Annotated in this window: 24 protein-coding genes and 1 riboswitch; of the genes, 18 read left to right on the forward strand and 6 right to left on the reverse strand. The window is 50.5% G+C overall.

What is annotated here, in order from left to right; all coding sequences use genetic code 11:
- Nucleotides 1–395 precede the first annotated feature (395 nt).
- On the forward strand, nucleotides 396–1,112 hold the full coding sequence (locus T320_RS13860; protein WP_051608590.1) for a DUF6033 family protein: 717 nt from the start codon (nucleotides 396–398) through the stop codon (nucleotides 1,110–1,112).
- 129 nt (nucleotides 1,113–1,241) lie between these two features.
- On the opposite strand, the gene T320_RS04395 is transcribed toward T320_RS13860, so the two are convergent.
- From T320_RS04395 to T320_RS04405, 3 genes are all read right to left on the reverse strand, one after another.
- Nucleotides 1,242–1,532: a hypothetical protein gene (locus tag T320_RS04395; RefSeq protein WP_026759773.1), complete on the reverse strand. Its 291-nt coding sequence runs from the start codon at nucleotides 1,530–1,532 to the stop codon at nucleotides 1,242–1,244.
- A 90-nt stretch (nucleotides 1,533–1,622) separates the two neighbouring features.
- Nucleotides 1,623–2,102 carry a Gx transporter family protein gene (locus tag T320_RS04400; protein ID WP_037353386.1) on the reverse strand — a complete coding sequence of 160 codons (480 nt, stop codon included), beginning with the start codon at nucleotides 2,100–2,102 and terminating at the stop codon, nucleotides 1,623–1,625.
- 5 nt (nucleotides 2,103–2,107) lie between these two features.
- Nucleotides 2,108–2,488 carry a NusG domain II-containing protein gene (locus T320_RS04405; protein ID WP_197019371.1) on the reverse strand — a complete coding sequence of 127 codons (381 nt, stop codon included), beginning with the start codon at nucleotides 2,486–2,488 and terminating at the stop codon, nucleotides 2,108–2,110.
- Nucleotides 2,489–2,548: 60 nt separating this feature from the next.
- On the opposite strand from T320_RS04405, the gene alr reads away from it, so the two are divergent.
- Entirely contained in the window at nucleotides 2,549–3,655 is a 1,107-nt protein-coding gene (alr, locus tag T320_RS04410) for an alanine racemase (protein WP_037353389.1), read from the forward strand.
- 259 nt (nucleotides 3,656–3,914) lie between these two features.
- On the opposite strand, the gene T320_RS04415 is transcribed toward alr, so the two are convergent.
- From T320_RS04415 to T320_RS04425, 3 genes are all read right to left on the reverse strand, one after another.
- Nucleotides 3,915–4,196 (reverse strand): DUF4160 domain-containing protein, encoded by a 282-nt coding sequence (locus T320_RS04415; protein ID WP_037353390.1) that lies wholly within the window; start codon nucleotides 4,194–4,196, stop codon nucleotides 3,915–3,917.
- Nucleotides 4,189–4,458: a hypothetical protein gene (locus T320_RS04420; protein ID WP_026759778.1), complete on the reverse strand. Its 270-nt coding sequence runs from the start codon at nucleotides 4,456–4,458 to the stop codon at nucleotides 4,189–4,191. The genes T320_RS04415 and T320_RS04420 overlap by 8 nt, the downstream gene beginning before the upstream one ends.
- 345 nt (nucleotides 4,459–4,803) lie before the next feature.
- On the reverse strand, nucleotides 4,804–5,274 hold the full coding sequence (locus T320_RS04425; RefSeq protein ID WP_177166225.1) for a hypothetical protein: 471 nt from the start codon (nucleotides 5,272–5,274) through the stop codon (nucleotides 4,804–4,806).
- A gap of 154 nt (nucleotides 5,275–5,428) precedes the next feature.
- On the opposite strand from T320_RS04425, the gene T320_RS04430 reads away from it, so the two are divergent.
- The 16 genes from T320_RS04430 (at nucleotide 5,429) to T320_RS04505 (ending at nucleotide 22,338) form a co-directional block, all read left to right on the forward strand.
- A complete protein-coding gene (locus T320_RS04430; RefSeq protein ID WP_037353393.1) occupies nucleotides 5,429–6,235 on the forward strand; it encodes a Cof-type HAD-IIB family hydrolase in 807 nt (268 codons plus the stop codon).
- A gap of 14 nt (nucleotides 6,236–6,249) precedes the next feature.
- Nucleotides 6,250–7,191, forward strand: coding sequence for an RNase adapter RapZ (gene rapZ / locus T320_RS04435; RefSeq protein WP_051608591.1), 942 nt, complete (start codon nucleotides 6,250–6,252; stop codon nucleotides 7,189–7,191).
- 3 nt (nucleotides 7,192–7,194) lie between these two features.
- Nucleotides 7,195–8,511, forward strand: coding sequence for a gluconeogenesis factor YvcK family protein (gene yvcK / locus T320_RS04440; protein ID WP_037353396.1), 1,317 nt, complete (start codon nucleotides 7,195–7,197; stop codon nucleotides 8,509–8,511).
- Nucleotides 8,512–8,532: 21 nt separating this feature from the next.
- Nucleotides 8,533–9,474 carry a DNA-binding protein WhiA gene (gene whiA / locus T320_RS04445; RefSeq protein WP_037353399.1) on the forward strand — a complete coding sequence of 314 codons (942 nt, stop codon included), beginning with the start codon at nucleotides 8,533–8,535 and terminating at the stop codon, nucleotides 9,472–9,474.
- A 17-nt stretch (nucleotides 9,475–9,491) separates the two neighbouring features.
- Nucleotides 9,492–10,289: a polysaccharide deacetylase family protein gene (locus T320_RS04450; protein ID WP_081824773.1), complete on the forward strand. Its 798-nt coding sequence runs from the start codon at nucleotides 9,492–9,494 to the stop codon at nucleotides 10,287–10,289.
- Nucleotides 10,290–10,315: 26 nt separating this feature from the next.
- Nucleotides 10,316–11,566, forward strand: coding sequence for a hypothetical protein (locus tag T320_RS04455; protein ID WP_037353402.1), 1,251 nt, complete (start codon nucleotides 10,316–10,318; stop codon nucleotides 11,564–11,566).
- 56 nt (nucleotides 11,567–11,622) lie between these two features.
- The gene (gene metG / locus T320_RS04460) at nucleotides 11,623–13,572 is read left to right on the forward strand and encodes a methionine--tRNA ligase (RefSeq protein ID WP_037353403.1); all 1,950 of its coding nucleotides are present in this window, start codon (nucleotides 11,623–11,625) and stop codon (nucleotides 13,570–13,572) included.
- Between the two features lies 1 nt (nucleotide 13,573).
- Nucleotides 13,574–14,353 carry a TatD family hydrolase gene (locus T320_RS04465; protein ID WP_037353405.1) on the forward strand — a complete coding sequence of 260 codons (780 nt, stop codon included), beginning with the start codon at nucleotides 13,574–13,576 and terminating at the stop codon, nucleotides 14,351–14,353.
- Between the two features lie 193 nt (nucleotides 14,354–14,546).
- On the forward strand, nucleotides 14,547–15,362 hold the full coding sequence (locus tag T320_RS04470; protein ID WP_037353406.1) for a G5 and 3D domain-containing protein: 816 nt from the start codon (nucleotides 14,547–14,549) through the stop codon (nucleotides 15,360–15,362).
- Between the two features lie 132 nt (nucleotides 15,363–15,494).
- Nucleotides 15,495–15,676: riboswitch (cobalamin riboswitch) on the forward strand.
- 124 nt (nucleotides 15,677–15,800) lie between these two features.
- Complete coding sequence (locus tag T320_RS04475; RefSeq protein WP_037353408.1) at nucleotides 15,801–16,793, forward strand: ABC transporter substrate-binding protein; 993 nt, start codon at nucleotides 15,801–15,803, stop codon at nucleotides 16,791–16,793.
- 13 nt (nucleotides 16,794–16,806) lie between these two features.
- Nucleotides 16,807–18,651 (forward strand): TonB-dependent receptor plug domain-containing protein, encoded by a 1,845-nt coding sequence (locus T320_RS04480; RefSeq protein WP_081824774.1) that lies wholly within the window; start codon nucleotides 16,807–16,809, stop codon nucleotides 18,649–18,651.
- Nucleotides 18,651–19,478, forward strand: coding sequence for an ABC transporter ATP-binding protein (locus T320_RS04485; RefSeq protein WP_037353411.1), 828 nt, complete (start codon nucleotides 18,651–18,653; stop codon nucleotides 19,476–19,478). Before T320_RS04480 ends, T320_RS04485 begins: the two co-directional genes overlap by 1 nt.
- A gap of 20 nt (nucleotides 19,479–19,498) precedes the next feature.
- Nucleotides 19,499–20,494 carry a FecCD family ABC transporter permease gene (locus T320_RS04490; protein ID WP_037353593.1) on the forward strand — a complete coding sequence of 332 codons (996 nt, stop codon included), beginning with the start codon at nucleotides 19,499–19,501 and terminating at the stop codon, nucleotides 20,492–20,494.
- Nucleotides 20,495–20,500: 6 nt separating this feature from the next.
- Nucleotides 20,501–21,142 (forward strand): MotA/TolQ/ExbB proton channel family protein, encoded by a 642-nt coding sequence (locus tag T320_RS04495; protein WP_037353412.1) that lies wholly within the window; start codon nucleotides 20,501–20,503, stop codon nucleotides 21,140–21,142.
- Nucleotides 21,129–21,542 carry an ExbD/TolR family protein gene (locus T320_RS04500; protein ID WP_037353414.1) on the forward strand — a complete coding sequence of 138 codons (414 nt, stop codon included), beginning with the start codon at nucleotides 21,129–21,131 and terminating at the stop codon, nucleotides 21,540–21,542. Before T320_RS04495 ends, T320_RS04500 begins: the two co-directional genes overlap by 14 nt.
- Before the next feature lies 1 nt (nucleotide 21,543).
- Nucleotides 21,544–22,338, forward strand: a complete 795-nt coding sequence (locus tag T320_RS04505) for an energy transducer TonB (RefSeq protein ID WP_037353418.1) — start codon at nucleotides 21,544–21,546, stop codon at nucleotides 22,336–22,338.
- Nucleotide 22,339 lies beyond the last annotated feature (1 nt).

The following is a 22,339-nucleotide window of genomic DNA, read 5'->3' on the forward strand; positions in this document are numbered from 1 at the left end:
TCGTAGTACATTTTTTGTTTACATCTATGTGGTAAGCCGCCGTGGTGGCAGATAATACTTTTCCTTTGCTTATACAGGCTTGTCTAACGCGCCGGAAAAACATCATCTGCCCCCACGGCTTTTGTACGTTGTATACGCCGCTTACAATTTCGTGCTAAGATTAAGGCGGGCTGGGGAGGCAATGGCTTTCGGTCGCGTTAGGCAAGCCTGCATAAGCAGACGAAAGTTATTGCCTCCCCGGCCCGCCGCCTTATGTATCGAACAAAAATCGTCTGTATACATTTTTTGCACCTTGTAAGTGTCTGAAAATATATGCTATACTGATAATAACGAGCTATGCCCTGTGGGGGCTGGCGTTGAAAAGGATTTCGGTTTTGTCACAGGAGGAGATTGACATGTCAAACAACATCAGTGCGAATTTTGCGGCCTCGTTTTATCAGAATATGGGGCAGGTAGGGAAGAAGGGGCAGGGTGCTCAAAAGAAAGAGCAGGCACAGGAGCCTTTTTCACAGTATATGCAGGATACTCAGGTGGAGTTTTCGGCAGATGGGCTGGCATTAGCGGGACAGCAGAAGGCTGGGGGTACGCAGCTTTCACAGAAGGCGCAAGATTTATTTGCCAAGCTGCAGGAAAAGTATGGGGACTATGATTTCTTTGTGGCGGAAAATCAGGACGACATGAAGAATTACATGGACAAGGGCACCAAGCAGTATTCCGTGGTCTTTACCAAGGAAGAACTGGAGAAGATGGCAAGTGATGAGGAATATGCCGAGAAGGTTATCGGTCAGATGGAATCGGCGATTGATATGACCAAGCGCATTGAGAAAAGCGGCCAGCTTGGTGAAGGCGTGCACTTTAAGCAGGTTTCGATTACCTTTGACGGTGAAGGTAATATGAAGCTCTTTGCCCAGTTGGAGAAGATGAGTGCTGACCAGCAGGAACGGCTCGAAGAGGCGAAAGAGAAGAAGGCTGAGGAAAAAGAAAAAGCCGCCCAGGAGGCGGAGAAGGAGAAAAAAGAGGAGCAGGCCAAGAAAGTCCAAAGCAATATCGTGGAGATAGAGGCCAGCTCCGAAGAAGAATTTTTGGAGAAGCTGTTGGGAATCAAGTGGTAAAACGATGTATAAAACGTGGTATAAAGACGCCCGCCCTGTGGGTAATAGCTTTCCTTCGCTGAGACAAGCTTGTCAAACGCTACGGAAACCTATTACCCACAGGGCGGGCTTTATTGCGTGCTTAATGGCTTAGTTGCTTAATTCTACTCTAAACGCATCCTGGGCGTAGTGGTCCATTTCCTGCTGCTCGCTATTGATATCCACAGCAAAAGCGGGCTGGGGAGCGTGGCCTAAGTTTTCCAGTTCCGTGGCGCCTTGTACGGCGTCCAGACTGGCCATCAGTGAATGAAGGGGGGGCAGGCTGCTGGCAGCATCCTGATTTTCCGTTTTCACTGCCGTGATGGCACTGATAAGACGGCCTTGCTGGCTTTTTAGTACATCAACATTATTATGCGGCAGTACTGACATCTTTACATCCATGTTCGCAACCTCCTCTACTTATGGTTCTGTAAATAAAAGTTTACACTTTGATGGTAGCAGAAAAAAAGGTGGAAGTCAATTAGAGGTGGATTAGAATTGTCGTTGGATTTTGGCGGCCAGCCAGCCGATAAGCAGGCCAGTGATAAGGCCGCAGGTGCCCAGGATGGGAAGGTAACGGAAGATGTTCAGTGTCTCTGCGGCAACGGCGGCAACTATGAGCTGCCCGAGGTGATGGCAAAAACCGCCAGCGGCGCTGATGCCCATAATGGAGAAGCGGGCGGTATGCTTGAGTGCTGTCATGGCAGCAAGGCTTAAGAGGCCTCCTGCCAGGCTGAAGAGAAAAATCGTGGGCCCGCCGCCGAAAAAGGAGGCCAGTCCTGTGCGCAGCAGGATGATAAAGAGACAGCTGCGGGGACCGATGGTGTAGAGCGCATAGACTGTAACGATATTAGCCAGCCCCAGTTTGGCACCCGGCGCGATAAAGGGCAGGGGGATAAGGCCCTCCACCAGAAACAGCACCAGAGAGATTGCTGTCAGCAGGGCGATATGAAGATAATTTCGCAGTTCCATAGGGATTACTCACTTTTGATTTCAATGATTAATTTATGGGGCAGGCAGGCGATGATTTCTCCCGGTTTAGAGATGGCACCTGTCTGTACACAGATTTTGTCGGGGCAGTCGGCTTCGTCGATGGCGATGGTTTCATTTTTTACGCGGATGTGGTTGTGATGTTCCTGCATGTCCGACTTATAAGGCACATTTAATTCGGTAACTCCCACATGGCCGGTGAGCTGGATGCGCTCGATAACCTGTCCGTCCTGCCGGACTTCGGCAAAGCAGGCCGCTTCGGGCTGCCCAAATTTTGCCAGTGGCACGAGGGAAAAGCCAAAGAGCAGGACAATCAGCACAATATCCGCTTTTTTCAGCAATTTCATCATAGCTATATCATAACACATTTGGTATACTAAGAGGGTGATTTTTCGCATAGAGTTTAATATAAAAGGAGCGTGGGACTAATGCCAAATCGTCCGGTCTGGGCCGAGGTAAGTTTGCAGGCGTTACGTCATAATTATAGAGAGATAAAGAAACAGCTGGCGGCAGGCGTGAAGCTTTGTGCTGTGGTCAAGGCCAATGCCTATGGTCATGGTGCGGTAGCTGCCGCCAGAGTAGCAGTTGAAGAAGGTGCAGAATATCTGGCCGTAGCAACCTTGTCCGAGGGCATAGAACTGCGGCAGGCCGGCTTTACGACGCCGATTTTGGTACTCGGACTGGTTATGCCGGAGGATGCCAAGGATGTGGTGGATTATGAACTGACCCAGGTGGTCTGTGAATTGTCTTTGGCTGAGGCCCTTTCCCGTGAAGCTGTACGCCAGCAGAAAAAAGCCCGCGTCCATCTTAAAGTGGACACGGGCATGGGGCGCATTGGCGTGCGTCCGGAGGAAATCGGAGATTTGTCGGCAAGTATTGCCAAGTTGCCGAATCTTGCGATTGAAGGCATGTTCTCGCATTTTGCCATGGCGGACTGCAAGGACAAGAGCTATACGCAAAAGCAGCTGGCGGCGTTCAAGGAGGCCGTTGCCGCAGTGGAAGGCCGGGGCGTGAAGCTGGCCATTAGGCATATTGCAGAATCGGCGGCGATTTTGGAAATTCCCGAAGCGCATTTCGATATGGTGCGGGCGGGGGTTATCCAGTATGGCCTTTGGCCGTCGGAGGAAGTGACCCATCCCATTGATTTGCAGCCGGTGATGAGTCTTAAGGCCAAAGTCGTGTGGCTTAAAACGCTGCATAAGGGCGAAAGCATTGGCTACGGGCGGCAGTTCATTGCCGAGCGGGAAAGCCGCATTGCGACCTTGCCGATTGGCTATGCGGATGGTTATATAAGGGCCTATGGCAAAGAGGGCTTTGTGGAAATTCGCGGCCAGAAAGCGCCGATTGCCGGCCGGGTGTGCATGGACCAGGTCATGGTGGATGTGACGGATATCGCTGATGTGGAAATTGGGGATGTTGTTACATTGTTTGGCAGTGACAGCTTGACCATTGATGAGGTGGCGCGCTGGGGTGATACCATCAATTACGAAATTCCCTGTTTGCTTAGTGCGCGGGTGCCGAGAGTATATCGTTAATTTGCAGTACGAAGTACGCCGCCAGCGGTGATGCTTGCCACGCGGTGCTCGGCGGCTCGCTAAAAAATCTCCTTTGCCTTTAATTAAACATGGCTAAAAGTCAAAACTCGCTGCGCTCAAACAGTAGACTTTTAACCATGATATTAAGGTGGGCACAGGAGATTTTTCTTTACGCTCGCTCGCCTAACGCTCCGCTTAGGTAAGCATCACCGCTGGCGGCTAGTTGGGCCGGTCAGATTTTGATTGTCAGTATCTATGATTATTTTTCCTTAAAATCAGTTCTGCCGAATCTGGTGGCCCACTCAACGATAACGGTATTTTTATTCTCGTTAATGAAGTTTAGTAGTTCCTTTAGTTCGTTGCGGGGGATTTGACTGTTGTTGTGTTCAAGTCTGACACCGTTTCTTGTCACCCATATCTTGGTGGCGTTGGGAGTGGGGCGGCCTTTGGATACGTGCACATGTACTGGTTCCAGTGGTTCGCTTTCGTTGAGCCAAAAGTAGATTGCGTAGCCAAGGAAGTCAACTAACGCTTTAGGCACAGAGCTCACCCCTTGCCATGCGCCAAATTGTGACGGCGTTATCTTTGAGGAAATTTTTTATCTCCATTAATTCGCTTTCTTTGAAGCCATAAGCATGATGGCAATGGTAAGCGGGGAGGGTGAATTCGGCATAGATGTCCATATCGTCCTCGCATTCCACGCGCATTTCCAAATTTTCGCCGTTCTCGTCCGTTTCCCATATCCGCATAATGGCGAATATGAGCGTATGGTTCTCCTTGTAGAGTTTGCAATACTCTTTCATAAGTAGTTCTCCTTTCGCCTTTTGTTACCTAAATTATATCATGGTACTAATTTTTTTACACCAATTTATTATGTAGTTGTTAGAGGGAAACTCTTTTGCTGTAGTATCGTCAATAAAGACGGAGGCGGGGCCGGGCAGATTTTGCCCCAGCGAAGCGTTGGGCGGCAGGCGTTAAGAACCTGTTTTTTGCCCACCTAAATATTAGCGGGAAAAGGCTTTTGTTTGAACGAAGTGAGTTTAAGCCGTTCCCGCTAAATCAAGGCAAAAAATAGGTTTAGCCTGTCGCACAAGCGCAGTCGGGGTAAAATCTGTCCGGTCCCGCCGGACTAACTTATTACAACGAATTTATTGTACCTGTCTTTTCCAGTATTCCAAATCCGGCTCATTCAGCGGCAAGTCGATTGTCTGTCCATTATCGTAGTAGAAGCGGAACCGTACGGTTTCCGCTTTTTTGATGGCGGGCAGGCTGGAGCGAGGCAGTTCGACGAAGAGTTTGTTTTCGTTCTGCCAGGCATGGTCGCGGCTGTCATGGGGGGGCGGGGTTTGTTTGGTGGCGGCTTTCATTTCCCAGGCATCTCCATCGGTGTAGAGGACGGCTTCGTTTTTGAGCTTGGCATTGTCGTAGCGCCAGTCCCAGATGGTCAGCACTGCTCCTTCAAGTTTTCCCTGTGCCGTATGCGACGTTTGGAAATCAATGCGGCAGTAGGCTGACAAACTCTCGGCTGTGCGGTGGTCGATATGCCAGGTGTAGGACAGGCCGAAGATGCCGATAACCATCAGCAGCAGGCCGATACCCATAAAGATTTTTTTTATCATCAGTAAGATTCCTCTCTATCATTCATGAATTTTACGAATTTACATAGATAGTATAACATATTCGAGTTTTTCCTTGCAATTTCAGCGGGATGTGAGAAAATAGAAGTATTGATTATAAATAGGAACAGTAAAAATACCACGAGGGGGCATTTTTATGACGATAAAATTGTTGGCAACGGATTTGGATGGCACCCTTTTGCGGGGAGGCCAACCTGTGTCGGCAGGCAATATTGCAGCGGCGCAGGCAGCGGCCAAGGCGGGTACCATTGTGACCATTGCCACCGGGCGCATGTACCGGGCGGCTATGCCGGTGGCTGAGGCTTTAGGGCTGGATGTGCCCATCATTACCTATAATGGAGCCCTCATCAAATCCACTTCCGGCAAGATTTATTACGAGCAGTATTTAGATGAAGATATTTGCCGCCGGATTACGGATTTTGCGGCAGCAAGAGGCTGGTACCTGCAGACCTATAGCGGTGATGAACTCTATTATTCCGATTACGGCGAATTTTCCAAGCGCTATGAGCACAGCCAGAAAGTCATTGGCGAAAATATCGGCTATGCAGGCATGCGGGAAAAGGTCAGCCAGATGTACAAGATGCTGATTATTACCCCTGACCCTGCGGTTACGCAGGATTGGATGGCAGAACTTGAGGCTGAATTTGGGGATAGTGTTACGCTGACCCAATCTTCCAAGGACTTTATTGAGATTATCAGTCCGGGTGTGTCCAAGGCTTCGGCGCTGGTGCGGCTGGCAGAAATGCTGGATATCGACATCAGCGAGACCATGGCGATTGGCGATGCAGCAAACGATCTGCCTATGCTGAGGGCTGCTGGTTTCAGCGTCGCCATGGGCAATGGTACGGAAGAAGTCAAGGCCGTAACCGATGCCGTGACGGGCAACTGTGATGATGACGGCTGGGCGCAGGCTGTGTATAAATACGTTCTCAAGACAGAGTAAGGCAGGTGGATTAGATGGAACAGGAATTTGAAGAAGGCAAAGAAGTTCAGGAACAAACCAAAGAAGATAAATTCCGGCTGGTGGTTGTCACTGGCATGAGCGGCGGCGGTAAGACCCAGGCCTGCCGTTATATGGAAGATTTAGGCTATTTCGTGGTGGATAATCTGCCGCCTGTCTTTATACCCAAGTTCGTGGAACTTTGCAAGCATGCGGGTGACCATGTGGGCAAGGTTGTGCTGGTGGTGGATACCCGCAGCCGGGAATTTTTTGACACCTTCATCCATGTGCTCGACGATATGGACAAGGAAGATGTCCCCTATGAAATGCTCTTTATGGATGCTTCCGATGCCTGCATTATCCGGCGTTATAAGGAGACTCGCCGCCGCCATCCCATGGCACCGTCTTCCCGCATTTCCGACGGCATTGCCAAGGAGCGGGAACGTCTGTCCCCGGCCAGAGCCAAGGCAACCTATATTATCGATACGTCGGAACTCAAAAAGGTGGAACTGCGCGACAAGATTCACCGGATTTTTGGCAACAGCGACGGAGAGCAGATGAGCATCAACGTGCTGTCCTTTGGCTTCAAGTTCGGTATGCCGCTGGATGCGGATATGGTCTTTGATGTGCGCTTCCTGCCCAATCCCTTCTATATTGAATCCATGCGCCATAAGAGCGGTGCTGTGCCGGAAGTGGCAGAATACATTGCGGGCTTCCCAGTGACGCAGGATTTCATGGAGCATTTGGACGGCATGATGGATTTCCTTGTGCCCCAGTATGTGAAGGAAGGCAAGAGCCAGCTGGTCATTGCCGTGGGCTGTACCGGCGGCATGCACCGCAGCGTCTTTATTGCCAAACATGTTTTTGACCGGCTCAAGGACAAGGGCCTGCCGGTGAAACTGGAGCATAGGGACTTAATGAAAAACGATGTGTGGGAACACGTGCGTGAGGAGTGCTAAGATATGCATTTGTTAAAATGGCTGTATCCTGGCATGAAATTCAAGCGCTGGCTCGTGCTGTTTTCGGCAGGAGTTATGCTGGTGAGTCTGGGATTGGCCCTCGTTTTTAACTATAAATATCTCGATGCCATTGAAGAAGCCATCTTTCAGGCGGTTTACCTCTGGAAGGGGACGTATGATTATTCCATCACCACGATTATCGGTATTCTCGTAGTGGCGCTGGGGGCGGTATTGATGCTGGCGGCTACCCGCTACGTCATTCGCTCGGTTATCATGGTGCTGCTGCCGGATAATTCCGAACGGCTGGTGGATATTATCTATGAAAAGCGACGGCTGGGCAAAGGCCCTAATGTTACCGTAGTGGGCGGCGGCCATGGCCTGTCGGTACTGCTCAGGGGCATTAAGGCTGCCACCAGCAATGTCACCGCTGTGGTGACAGTAGCCGATGATGGCGGTTCCTCTGGCCGCCTGCGGGAGGAATTTGGCATTATCCCTCCGGGAGATTTGCGCAACTGTCTGGTGGCGCTGGCCGATACAGAACCGTTGATGGAAAAACTCTTCCAGTACCGCTTCAAAGGGGAGTCGGAACTGGCAGGTCACAGCTTTGGCAATCTCTTTATCGCCGCCATGAATGAAGTGACGGGCGATATGGAGCAGGCCCTGCGGGAATCCTCCAAGGTTTTGGCGGTGAAAGGTCAGGTACTGCCGGCTTCGAAAGACCATGTGCGGCTGGACGCCATCATGGAGGATGGTACTGTAGTGGAAGGGGAATCCCAGATTCCCGAAGTCCATAAGAAAATTCATCGGGTGCGTTTGTTCCCGGAACAGGTGCAGCCGGTGCAGTCGGCGCTCGATGCACTTACCAATGCCGATGCCATCATCTTAGGGCCAGGCAGCCTTTACACCAGCATCATGCCGAATCTATTGGTGGACGGCGTGGCGGAGGCTATCCGCAAGAGCAAGGCCATCAAGATATACATCTGCAATGTCATGAGCCAGCCCGGGGAAACCGATGGCTATACGGCTTCCATGCATGCCAAGGCCATTATCGACCATGGCGGCAAGGGCATCATCGACTACATGCTGGTCAATGATTCGCCGATTTCGCCGGAGATGCAGGATTACTATGCGGCTAAGGGCGCCTATCCGGTGGAAGTGGATGAAGATGCCATCAACGCGCTGGGCGTAGGCTTCGTCAAGGCGGATATCATCAACGAAAAGGAACTCATCCGTCACGACCCGGATAAGCTCAGCAAGGCGGTTATGAATATGGTTTACCATCTTCAGCCCAGTGCCTTGAAGAAATACGAAATCAAGTAACTTGGGAAAAGGAGGAGGCTTATGCCATCCTTTGCCACAGAGGTAAAGAATGAACTGGCAAGGCTTTATTATGAGGATGCCTGCTGCCGGGGAGCGGAGCTGGCGGCGCTCTTGCGCATGGGAGCCAACCTTACCTTTGGCGCCGGTCATACCTTTGGCCTGAATTTTACCTCGAAAAATGCGGCTGTGGCCCGCAAGGTGCTGCAGCTATTAAAAAGCGAAGGGGAGAATCTGCGGACGGAAATCACCGTGCGCCGCTCCCGGCAGCTCAATAAGAATAACAGTTATACCGTGCGGGTAGTGCCATCCCTGAAGGTCAACGAGCTCTTTACAAGGATTGGCTTTCTCCATGATGACAGCCTCAATATGGAAAATGACCGGGGCATCCTGAAGAAGCAGTGCTGCCGCATTGCCTATCTGCGGGGGGCTTTTCAGGGGGGCGGCAGTGTGAACCGTCCCGAGGCGGCCTATCATCTGGAATTGGTGACGGGGAGCTTCGAGCTGGGCAATCTGCTCTATGATTTGCTGCGACGCATGGGCTTTCCGGCGGGCTTTGTGGACCGCAAGGATTCCTATATCGTCTACATGAAGGAAGGCGATTCCGTAATTGATTTCCTGGGCATGTTGGAAGCGGATGAAGCGGTGGAAAGCTTCGAAGTGGCCCGCAATGTCAAGGAAGTCCGGGAGCAGGTGAACCGGCTGGTGAACTGCGAAACCGCCAATTTGCAGAAGGCGGTGGATGCTGCCGGCCGGCAGCTGGCGATTATCCGGGCGCTGGAAAAAGATGGCAAACTGGCCAGCCTGCCACCCAAGGTGCGGGCGGCGGCCAAAGCCCGTCTGGAGAACCCCGATGCCACTTTGCAGGAACTGGCGGAAATGCTGGGCATCAGCAAGTCCGGCATGAACCATAGAATGAGAAAACTAAAAGAGATAGCAGAACAGCTCGAAGCTGCTATAAAATAAGGAAGAGGGATGTAAGTTTGCGTTATGTGAAGTATGGGCTGGGCATCTTGGCCTTTGTCCTGTTGGTTTTTATTTCCTGGCTGACCATGACACCGGCGCCACGGGGCGTACTGGTGCTCGAATATCATCATGTCTGTGATGATGTGGATGAGGAAGGCTGGTCCTATGCAGTGCCGGTGGCGGAGTTTAAGGAGCAGCTCGATTATCTGCAGGCACAGGGCTATACCACCATTTCCATGCAGGATTTTGTGCGGGCCAAGAAGGGCAAGCAGGAATTGCCGGATAAGCCGGTGATTCTGACCTTTGATGACGGCTATGAGGACAATTACACCGTTCTTTTGCCCATGCTGGAGGAAAGAGGCATGAAGGCCACAGTTTACATGGTCACCAACAGCATTGGCCGCAAGGGGTATCTGTCCTGGAATCAGCTGCGGGATATGCAGAACCGGGGCATTGAGCTGGGGAGCCATACGGCCAACCATCAGCCGCTGACCACTTTGGACAGGGAGAAGCAGGCAGAGGAAATGAAGCTTTCCAAGCTTCTGATGGAGTGGAACGGCCTCAAGACCATCTTCACCTTTTCTTATCCGAACGGGGCTTATGATGAAGGCATGCCGGAACTTTTGAAGGAAAACGAATACCTCACAGCAGTGACCGGTGATGGGGGACTCAATACATTCAAGACCAATCCCTATCTGTTGCAGCGCACCAATATTCCGCATCCCCGTTTGGGGCTGACGGAGTTCAAGCTGCGTCTGTTCAAGGGCGAGGTCATGACCCGTCTGGGAATTCATCAGCATATAGTCAACGAGTAATACTTTAGTAAGGATGTTTTGATTTAATGAAAGGAACTAAGAAAATACTGGCTGTGCTGGCCGCGGGCATCATTATGATGCCTGCACTGGCACAGGCCCGCCATGCAGAGGATAAGGGCGCTGCGATTGTGCGCACCGACCGAACTGCAGCTCATCAGCAGGTAAAGGGGGCATCGGATACGAAAATCCTGGACCGCATAAAAAATATTCTGCAGTCGCGAGACGTAAAGCAGACACAGGACGAGCAGAACCCGCAGGGGCTGGCCCGTTGGGATATGGACAGCCGGGATGAAGGGGGCACCCTGATTTTCTCCGACAGTCCAGAGTATGTGGACCAGAACGGCATTCTCTATCAGGATTCTGTCAAGGGGGATGCCCGTGTGCTGTTTTACCATCTCAATAACACCAGTGAACCCAAGAAACTGGCGGTCGTACTCAAAAATGAGTATAACGGCGCCAATACGGTAACCATTACCCGCGGCGGCAATGGCCAGCCCAGCAGCGATTACCTCAAGGTGGGCAAGGCCACACAGCTGGAGTATTTCAGCCAGGAAAAGAATCAGAAAATCGACCTGCAGCCCGGGATGTCCCGCCTGCTGCAGGAAGATATGAATATGACCATTTTGCAGCCCGGAGAACTGACCTATGGTGTCTTTGACTTCCATGCCGATCATTCCGTGCTGGTGTCGGTAATCATGTTGGATGCCTATGGCGACCCTGTGACGGCAGTGAGCAATCTGCCGGTACTGCCCAAGGATGAAATGCGCCTCAGAGGCACGTTTAAGGGCATGAATCGGGTGCTTTCGGCCCGCAAAGTGTATAACCCTGGCGAGGATGGGGGCGTATACTTCATGCTGGCTGATAACAAGTCTGATAAATACCGTAAGGGCATTGATGCCACCGATGGCAGTGCCGTCACCAACTACGGCAACTACGGTATCAATTACCGCATTGAACTGCCGGTGCAGGACGGGGATGTAGACTACTATCTGAGTCCCCTTGGCGGCGTTTACGCTGGAGCCATGCGCAGCTTCCAGGCCACCAAGACATATACGCTGTTCCCCACGCCGGGTGCACGCGAATACTTTGGTGACAGAACCGCACCGGAAACCGATACAATGCAGGCTCAGCGTGAAGCGGGCAAATGGCAGCTGGCCCAGAATACGGAGCTCGCGCCTTTAGGTGAAAGCATCGGCAAAGGGGAAACCGTTTTTGAATTCTCCCCGCCGGGCGCGTCCAATCTGCCGGTAGCTGTGGTTATGCTGCCCAAGAAGTAACAACGCATACAACACCCGAATCATTTGCGGGTGCAATATAAGGAGGATCATTTTCCATGTCTGAAAAGAAACCATTTTACATTACCACGCCGATTTACTATCCCAGTGCCAAGCTGCACATCGGTCATGCTTACTGCACGACCATTGCGGACTCCATTGCCCGCTACCACCGCCTGGCCGGGGATGATGTATTTTTCCTGACGGGCTCGGATGAGCACGGCCAGAAGATTCAGCAGAAGGCCGAAGAAGCCGGCATTAAGCCCATCGAATACACGGACAAAATCGTGGCTGGCTTCCAGAACCTTTGGCAGAAGCTCAACATCAGCAATGATGACTTCATCCGCACGACGGAAAAACGCCATGAAAAAGTGGTGCAGGAAATTTTCCGCCGCATTTATGCCAAGGGCGATATCTACAAAGGTTCCTATAAGGGCCTCTACTGCACGCCCTGCGAAAGCTACTGGACGGAGCATCAGCTCGATGAAAACGGTTGCTGCCCGGACTGCGGCCGTCCTGTGCAGGAAGTGTCCGAAGAAGCCTACTTCTTCAAGATGAGCAATTATCAGGATAAGATTCTCGCCTATATCGAAGAACATCCGGATTTCATTCAGCCGGTATCCCGCCGTAATGAGATGATTAACTTCATCAAGCAGGGCCTCGAAGACCTTTGCATTTCCCGTACGTCCTTTGACTGGGGTATTCCTGTGCCCATTGACGAAAAGCACGTTATCTATGTGTGGTTCGATGCACTGACCAACTACCTGACGCCGATTGGCTTCCTCGATGACCAAGAGAAGTTCAATAAGTACTGGCCGGCTGATTTGCACCTCGTGGGCAAGGAAATTGTGCGTTTCCATACCATCATATGGCCCTGCATCCTCATGGCCCTCGACCTGCCGCTGCCGAAAAAGGTTTACGGCCATGGCTGGCTGATTGTGGACGGCGACAAGATGAGTAAGTCCAAGGGCAATGTCATCGACCCCATCGGCCTCATTGACGAATTCGGTGCAGATGCTATCCGCTACTTCCTGCTCCGTGAAATCAACCTCGGCCAGGACGGCAACTTCAGCCGTGATGCGCTGATTGGCCGCATCAACAGCGATTTGGCCAACGACCTCGGGAACCTCCTGCACCGCACCCTCAACATGGTGGGCAAGTTCCAGGATGGCGTGCTTATCGCTCCACAGGGCGAAAGTGACGTGGATAAGAGCCTCAAGGCCGACGCCGCTGAAACGGTTGCTTACTTCGCCGAAAACATGGAGAAGATGGAACTTTCCCTGTCCATCAAGAAGGTCTGGGCATTCATCAGCCGTGCGAACAAATACATTGATGAAACGGCTCCCTGGGCACTGGCCAAGGATGAGAGCAAGAAGCAGGAACTGGCTAATGTCATGTACAATCTGGCTGAATCCCTGCGCCATATCAGCGTGCTGATTAGCCCCTTTATGCCGATTACGGCAGAACGTATCTGGCAGCAGCTCAACCTGTCGGGCAGCTTTGCTGATGTTCAGCTTGACGATATTAAGACCTGGGGTGGCATCGAAGGTGGCCACAAGGTTGGTACGCCGGAACAGCTTTTCCCGCGCATTGAAGTAGAGAAGGAAGAAGCTCCTGCCAAACAGGAAAAACCGGCTAAGAAAAACAAGCAGGAAAAGAAAGCGGACAAAAAAGAACAGGCTGACGATAATGCAGAAGTCAGCATTGACGATTTTGCCAAGATTCATCTGCGGGTAGTCAAGGTTCTCGCAGCAGAACCCGTGCCCAAGACGGAAAAACTCTTGAAACTCACGGTGGATTTGGGCGATGAACAGCGTGAAATCGTGTCCGGCATTGCCAAGCACTATGAGCCTGCTGAACTTATTGGCAAGAACGTGGTCATGGTCATCAATCTGAAACCAGCCAAGATTCGCGGCATTGTTTCCCACGGCATGGTGCTGGCCGCTTCTCAGGGCGATGAATTGAAGGTTGTGTCGGTGGATATGCCGGTCGGCTCCACGGTGCGCTAAGATGGCAGCTTTTGAACTGGTAGACACGCATACTCACCTTAATGATGGGAAATTTGCGGGACAGGAAGCGGAAGTCATAGCCCGGGCAAAGGAAGCCGGTATTACCCGCTTGATTAATATGGGCGATACCTTAGAAGCCTCTGCCAAGGCGGTGGAACTGGCCGCTGCTTATGAAGGTGTATACGCCGGTGTGGGTATCCATCCCGAGGAAATCTATGAACTGACTTCTGCCGATGATGACCAGCTGGCTCGCTGGTCCGAAGCGGAGCGTGTGGTGGCCATCGGCGAAATCGGCCTTGATTACTACTGGGAAAAGGATGAAGATAAGCGGGCGCTGCAGCGGCGCATGTTTATCCATCAGCTCGATTTGGCCCGGCAGCTGCATCTGCCGGTCTGCATCCATGATAGAGAGGCACATGGGGACACGCTGGCCATCCTCAAAAAGGAAGGCAAAGACCTAAAAGGTGTCCTGCATTGTTTCTCCGGTAGCTTCGAAATGGCTCAGGAAATCTATAAAATGGGCTGGTATATCGGCGTGGATGGCCCGCTGACCTACAAAAACGCTGCGAAACTTCCAGAAATCGTGGAAAAATTCCCGTTGGAACGCATTTTAGTGGAGACAGATGCCCCATATTTGGCACCTGTACCCATGCGCGGCAAGCAGAATGAGCCGGCTTTTGTCCGTTATGTGGCGGAGAAAGTTGCCGAAATAAAGGGAATTTCTGTGGAAATGGTGGCTAAACAAACCTCAGAGAGCGCTGAGGAATTATACGGTATCTAAAACGGGAATTTGCCTGTTTTTGAGCAAAAGTGGTGGACGAACTATGAAAATAGCCGTCCACTGCTTTTTTATTCCCATTTTTCATGTGTTTTTCAGCTAAATGTGGGAGAATATATCGGTGGGATTTGACAAGGGTTCAAATCTCATGCTATACTGCTAAAAGTTCTTCACCAAACCTTGAAGGGGGCTTTTAATGAGTTTAAAGAAGCTGTTAACATTCAATCATAAAGAACAGAAAATCGTAATGTGCGTGGTGCTGGCCATTATGATGATGATGACAACTGGTTTTACCAAAACCACGTTGCCGGACGATTGGCACCAGGTGACCATTGTGGCCGATGGCAAGACAATTACGACCACGACTAATCATACGAATCCAGCTTTTATCTTAGGAAAAAATGGCGTGAAACTTAGAGCCAATGACGAATACCATCTGGAAAAGGATGGCAAGAACACGAAAATCACCGTTTACCGCGCGGTTCCGGTAACGGTAACGTACAATGGTCAGGCAAAACAGATTGTGACCAGCAAGCAGACCGTAGGTGACGCCCTGATCGAGTTGGGCTATAATCTGGAGGACGTGGAAACGCCTCTGGGACTGGATGCGAAAATTCAGGAGAACCTAGACATAGTAGTATCTGACAGTGCCAAAAAACGCGAGGCACTGCAGCGTATGCGTGAAGAACAGATGAGACCCAAGGTGCAGACGGAAATGGGCATGATGGCCTATACCGCCGCCTACACTATGGAAGCAACGGCTTACCTCCCCACAGATGGGAGCGGCGCAGGCATTACCGCCACTGGTATTCCTGCCCGCCGCGGTGTCGTTGCGGTTGACCCTGGGGTCATTCCATTGGGGTCCCGGGTATATATCCCGGGGTATGGCGTGGCTATCGCTGCCGATACCGGCGGTGCTATCCGCGGTCAGAAAGTGGACCTGTGCATGGAAACTTACGGCGAATGCATGAACTTCGGCCGGAGAAACATTGAGGTTTACGTACTAGCTTAAAAAGTGGGCTGCTACACGAGTATTGAACGTGTAGCAGCCCACTTTTTGTATGAATGGCTTTTAGAAGAACAAAGTTACTAGCATTGACAACAAATATAGATAATGATATTATATAAAACATATTGTAAACAATAAATTTTATAGGGATTAGGTGTTGTAATACTTAATAGAAAAGCCGGTTAAATTCCGGCGCGGTCACGCCACTGTAATGGGGAGCGAATCTGCAAAAGTAACGTCACTGGGGGAAACCTTGGGAAGGCGCAGAGGTGCAACGAACCAGAGCCAGGAGAACTGCCTAATTGACAATCACCGTTATTACCTGCGAGGGATGGGGAGGGGATTAGCCGTATTTTCTGTGCCATTAGGTAATTTTATAGTGCAGGCTTTCAGCTGTCCTTTTACGAGGATGGCTTTTTTGATTGTTTGGAGGGATGGAATATGCAAAAACCTTTTCGCTGGATATTGGCAATAATGTTGGTATTGAACCTGGCATGTTTGGCTGGATGTAAAGGGAATACGGCAGAACAAAAAGATAACGCGGCCTATACGGTGATGGATGTACAGGGGACGTCGGTTAACATCCAATCAAAACCACGGCGCATTCTGACGATGTCCATGAGTACGGATGAAATAATGTTGGGATTGGTAGAACCAGAGCGCATGGCAGCAGTTAATGCCATGCTGGATGATCCAGCGAGTTCCAACGTAGTAGAGTTGGGAAAACAGGTGGCGAACAAAATCCGTTATCCTTCGGTGGAGGAGATAGCTGCTTTGCAGCCAGATTTGGTGATTATTCCTGATTGGGGAGATTTGTCCCGTGTGGCAGCGCTGCGCGATTTAGGGATTCCAGTGGTGGTTTGTAAGGGGCCTCGCAGTTTGCAGGAGATTAAGGAGACAATCACGCTGCTGGCTCAGGCTGCTGGCGAACCAGAGCGAGGGGCGATATTGCTATCCAAGATGGATAAAAAGCTTGCGGATATTGGGGAAAAGGTGGAAAAAATACCTGCTGAGCAGCGACGCAGTGTGGTGCTGATTTCCTTGATGAAGGGCTATGGTGGTGCAGGCTGTTGCTTTGATGAAGCATGTCAGTTGGCTGGTGTAATCAACGGGCGAGCAGCCGCAGGCATTAAAAACGGCGAAGAGATGAGCAAGGAAAAATTGGTGGAGATAAATCCAGATATTTTATTTTTACCAACATATAATAATCATGGTCAATTTGATATTAACCGCTTCCGGTCCGAATATCTGGATGATCCTTCGCTGCAAAATATGCAGGCGATAAAAAATGGTCAGCTGTTAGAACCGGATGAAGGATATATATATAATTGTTCACAGGATTTTGTTTTTGCTGTACAAGAGATAGCCTATCGCGTCTACGGCGACAAGTTTAAATTGCCACCACAGCAGCACTTGTCAGCAATCGAGAATTAAGGGGGAATCTTAAGTGCAGAATAATTTGACGAGGAAGGCATTGACGGCATGTGCTATGGGGAGTTTGTGCTTGGGGGCGACAATCTGTCAAGCTGAAACAGTAAATGAGGACTTGGGTGATGTCGTGGTAACGGCAGAGCGTATGCCCTCCACCCGGATGCGCACGCCGGCAGATGTCACGGTAATTACGGCTCAGCAGATTGAGGATAATCGCTATCAGACCGTAGGGGAGGCTCTGCGTAATGTCAATGGAGTGGTCATTACCAATGGGAATGCCAATGGCGATGCGGAGGTAATTATCAATGGTGATCAACGTGTGGTTGTTTTGCTTGATGGTCAGCGCCTAAATAATGACCAGGGGTCGATGACTCGTGGCAGTATTAGCTTGGGGATGCTGCCATCGGTGAAAAATATTGCGCGTATTGAAGTGGTCAAAGGGGCGGGCTCTGCGCTTTACGGCAGTGATGCAGTAGGGGGCGTCATCAATATCATTACACGACAGGGAGAAAAAGCCGAGACTACTTTGGATATGAATATGGGGTCTTTCGGTCAGCATAACTATGAATTGACAAATCAGGGAATAGCAAATGGGTGGAGCTGGTTTGTAACGGGAGGCTTACAGAAACGGGGAGACTTCAATTACAAAGGGGGCGGAAGTTCCAGCAACCAAATGCCAAATAGCGACTATGACAATCAGAGCATATCGCTGCGGCTCGATAAGCAATTGACGAAGCAGGAGTCTTTGCGTTTTACTTTTACGCATCGTTCATTGGATGCCGGTATAGCTGGTAAGAGTAATGGCAGACAGGAACATATCTATAATTATGGTGCTTTAACATGGAATTTTAAACAGAATAAGCCGGTAACTGGTTTTCTGCGTTATTTTGCCAACTATAAGTCCACATCATATCAGGGAAAATTTGACACCCATATGCAAGGCCTAGACTATCAGAATGGCTGGCAGCTGGGAGCGAATAATAAACTGGTATGGGGCGCTGAATGGCATCAGAGTCAATCCTCGAATAAGCAGAGTGGCTACGAAAATAAGACGATTACCACGCAGGCGCTTTTCGTACAGGATACCATGCGCTTGAGTGACAAGTTTTACGTGGTACCGGGGCTGCGTATGGATCATCATGATGCTTTTGGCATCCATTGGACGCCGAAGCTTGCTATGAATTACCGGCCTGATAAACATACAAAGATGTATGCATCTTGGGGAAGAGTTTTTAAGGCACCAACGGCTGATGATATGTTTTATACGGATGCCTGGATGCGTGGTAATCCCCATTTGAAACCTGAGTCTGGCCATGCGGAAACCGTGGGAATCAGCCATGAATTTTCCCCGAAAGCAGCGGTGGATGTAAGCTACTTTTGGAGCTCTTTGGATGATGCCATTAGGTGGGTATATGATCCAGTAACTTCCTTGACAAATGCCGAAAATGTCAATCATGAGAAAAAGCAAGGAATTCAGATTACCTTTACCGGCAAAACTTCTGCACATTGGTCATATGATATTGGCTATTCCTATATCGACAGCAAGTTGAATGGCGATAAGGTGGCTTTTTATCAACCAAATGGATATCGGCTGGGGATTCACTATAAATGCAACCGTTGGACGGCAAATCTTTTAGGACGTATGGGCAGCGGACTGGATGCTGATCTTTATGGTTGCCGCAGTTATGCAGTTTGGGATTTCAACACCACTTATGCGGCAGAAAAGAATGTTGATGTTTATTTCAAAATAAACAATCTGACGAATCAGGTTTATAATCTCTATGCCAAGTCCAGTTATACCGGCTTTGCTTATCCGCTGGCAGGTCGCTCCTTCCAATTGGGAATAAAGGTTAGATTCTAATGGCTGAACGATTATTGTATGTGCGAAATTTGCAGGCTGGTTATGGGAATAAGCATGTTTTTAGCCAGGTTACTTTTGCTGCCGGCGGTGGGGAACTTATCGGTATAATCGGTCCTAATGGTGCTGGTAAAAGTACGCTGTTAAAGTCTCTGCTAGGTCAGCTGACGGCTTCAGGCAGGATTGAATTGATGGGAAAGAGTTTATCTGCTTATAGGCAGCAGTCATTGGCACGAATGGTGGCGTATCTGCCACAGCAAAGTCAGATACCCTTCGAATTTACGGTGCAGGATGTGGTGTTAATGGGAAGAGCGCCGCATATGCGTTGGTGGCAGAGGGAAGGGACGCAGGATATAAGAATCGCGCAGGCGGCCATGGAGTACATGGCAGTGGCTGATTTTGCAGCGATGTCGGTCAATGACTTGTCTGGCGGTCAGCGTCAACGGGTATTGCTAGCTAAGGTATTGGCACAGCAGACTCCGCTGCTCCTACTGGATGAACCAGCCAGCGGTTTGGATTTATTTTATCAGGAAGAATTGTTCCGCTTTTGTCGGGAACTGTGTCAGGCTGGACGAACCATTTTGGTGGTGGTACATGATTTGGCTCTGGCGGCTAGATTTTGTTCGCGACTGTTATTGTTAGGAAAAGGGAATCTGCTGGCTGATGGTCCGCCAAGGATGGTTTTGCAGCCGCAGGTATTAACGCGAGCTTATGGTGTGCCTGTATGTGTCGATTTTCATCCCCATACTGGTCACGCTGATATTTATACCAGACGGGTGGTACAGGATAGTAAACTGCTGCCTTTATTGGTGGGAGGTGCTATCCATTGAAGACAAATTTTGCCAAGGTAATGGCGGCTATGTTTTTTATTTTGTTGCTTTTATCGGTACTCTCCCTTAGTTGGGGGCAGATGGACATCCCTTTTACGCATGTGCTGGATGCTATGGGCAGTGTGGCAGGAATTGCACCTGTGCATGGATTGACACCAAATGAAGAGGCAGTTATCTGGCACATTCGTCTGCCTCGTACGTTGGTGGGGCTATTGACGGGAGCTGCTTTGGCTGCCGCTGGGGCTACGCTGCAGGGACTTTTTGCCAATCCTCTGGCAGATCCTGCGATTATCGGTGTGTCCAGTGGGGCTTCAGTGGGGGCTATTGTCGCCATAGCCACCGGTTTTTCAGCAGTAACGTTATTTGCATTGCCCCTATGTGCACTATTGGGTGCTTTGTTGGCCGTGAGCCTGACGATTGCATTGGCTTTTCGACGTGGGCGAATTCCAGTGCTGACATTATTATTGGCTGGTGTGGTCGTTGGTATGTTTCTGGCGGCGGTGGCAGCTATGCTGTTGACAGCATTAAATGAAAACAAATTACAGGAGTATCTCTTCTGGACAATTGGGGGACTGGATTACCGGCGTTGGGAACATGTATGGCTGGGCCTGTTGCCGATTTCCCTATGTGTAGGTTTTATGTGTTTACTGGCACGTCAGCTTAATATTCTGTCACTAGGAGAAACAGAAGCCAAGGCTGTGGGGCTTCCGGTAATCCGTTTTCGCCTGTTGTTCCTGTTTTTGGCAGCTTTTTCCACGGCAACTGGGGTGTGTATCAGCGGCAATATTGGTTTTGTAGGTCTAGTCGTGCCGCATATGCTGCGGATGCTCATCGGCCCTGACCATCGGCGGCTGCTGCCAGCAAGTGTTTTGGCTGGAGGTATCTTCCTGCTTTTCTGTGATGTTGCAGGCCGAGTGCTTTGGGATGGCACAGAGATTCGCGTGGGTATCATGACGGCCTTTATCGGTACACCGTATTTTTTGTATCTATTGAGAAAACAACAGCGAATGGAGTAGATGTCAATGGAAAATATTGTTGCAGGTTTGGCGCTCTTTCAAAAGGGCGGACTGGTTATGTATGTACTGCTTTTATGTTCTTTGTTTGTCATGGCCATCGGCTTGGAGCGTTTCCAATATTTCCGCCGCATGGATTCGGGGCGTGATTTTGCCCGGTCGTTTGCTGAATTAATGGAAGCGGATGATTATGCGGGGGCGTTGAGATTGGCGCAGGAAACATCCGGAAATATAGCTGATATTGTTGTGCAGGCAGCAGTACGGGCCGCTGACGGTCAGGATGTCAGCAGCTTTATGGAAATTCAGTCAGGTGTAACGCTGGCACATTTTCGGCAGCGCTTGTATTACCTGCATGTCATTGTGACGATGGCGCCGTTGTTAGGGTTATTGGGAACAATCAGCGGCATGATTTCGGCTTTCAGCGTTTTCAATATGCAGTCGGCACAGGCTGCGGCCATTACCGGTGGGGTCGGGGAAGCTTTGATTGCCACGGCCTTTGGCCTATGTGTAGCAATTATGGCTTTAGCTGTACATGCTTTTTTCGTGCAATGGGTAGAAAATATTGTCACGGATATGGAACAGGTTTTTTCGTTGGTTGAGGCCAGCCAGGCGGAACTGACAAAGGTGGGTGCTGCTTATGCGTTTGCGTGATCGCCGTCATATGGAGAAGCCGGAAATCATCATCATTCCTATGATTGATATTATGTTTTTCCTGCTTGTGTTCTTTATGCTGAGCACGCTCTACATGGTGAATCTCAAGACTGTGGATATCAATATGCCTCAGGCAGTCCATGCCGAAACACAGCTCAAGGTGACCTATGTAATTACGATGAAAAATGATGGCAGCTTGTGGCTGGAGGATAAGCCGATTGCCGAGCAGGAACTGTTGCAAAAAGCAGCCCGCCAGCAAGCTAGTAATCCGCGGTTTTCTGTGGTGGTGCGGGCTGATCAGAAGCTGGATTATGGCATGGTCATGGGACTGTTGGACAAGATAAAAGGCGCTGGGGTGAGCAGGGTTGGTCTGGCTGCAGCCAGTGCCGGGGGACAGTGATATGCGGCCGGAAAAGAAAGCAGAACTAAAGGCCTGGGCAGTTTCGTTGGGCCTGCATGGTGTTGTATTCGTATTGCTGGCATTTAGTGGCTTGTTTCTGCTGGTCAAACCGGTACAGGAAGCAGACCCGGTAGATGTGGCGCTGTTAGATGATGATGGCGCTGCTGGCGGTAGTTTGGTCGGTGGAGCAACTCCGGCATCAGCGCCTGATTCTGTTGCCCCGCCACTGGATGTGGTTTTGCCCACCCATAATCTGCCGCCAATTCAGGAAAGCTATACGCAGGAGCCGCAGAAGCAGCAGGAATACCGCCAGCAGCATCAGGTCCAGGCAAGCGTTTCGACAACAACTGTGGCGGGAAGTGCGGCAGGCGAAAATAAATTCGCTGCCAATGGGCAGGGCAGCGGTGTAGGTACAGCGTCAAGTAATGGGCAAGCTGGCGAGGGCATGGGCAGTGGTGCTGGCCATGCTGCCAGTGTAGGCAATGGCAATGGAACCGGCGCGGAAAATATGCAAGCCGGCACGGAACGTGTGGCGGCACGCTGCATCTATCGCCCCAGTCCTGTCTATCCGGAAAGTCTGCGTCAGCAGGGCGTGGAAGGTTCTGTGCAGGTACTGATATTAGTGGCCGAGGATGATTCCATCGAAGCGGTGGAAGTGGTGAAATCCTCTGGGTATCCGGACATGGATGCTGCAGCAGTAAACGCAGCCTATGGCTGTCACTTTCAGATGAATGGCCACCGCGGACGCTATACCACAACTTATGGATTTCAGCTCATTGATGAAGATGACTGGTAAT

The organism is Selenomonas sp. FC4001 (genome assembly GCF_000701565.1).
Taxonomy (GTDB): Bacteria; Bacillota; Negativicutes; order Selenomonadales; family Selenomonadaceae; genus Selenomonas_A; species Selenomonas_A ruminantium_B.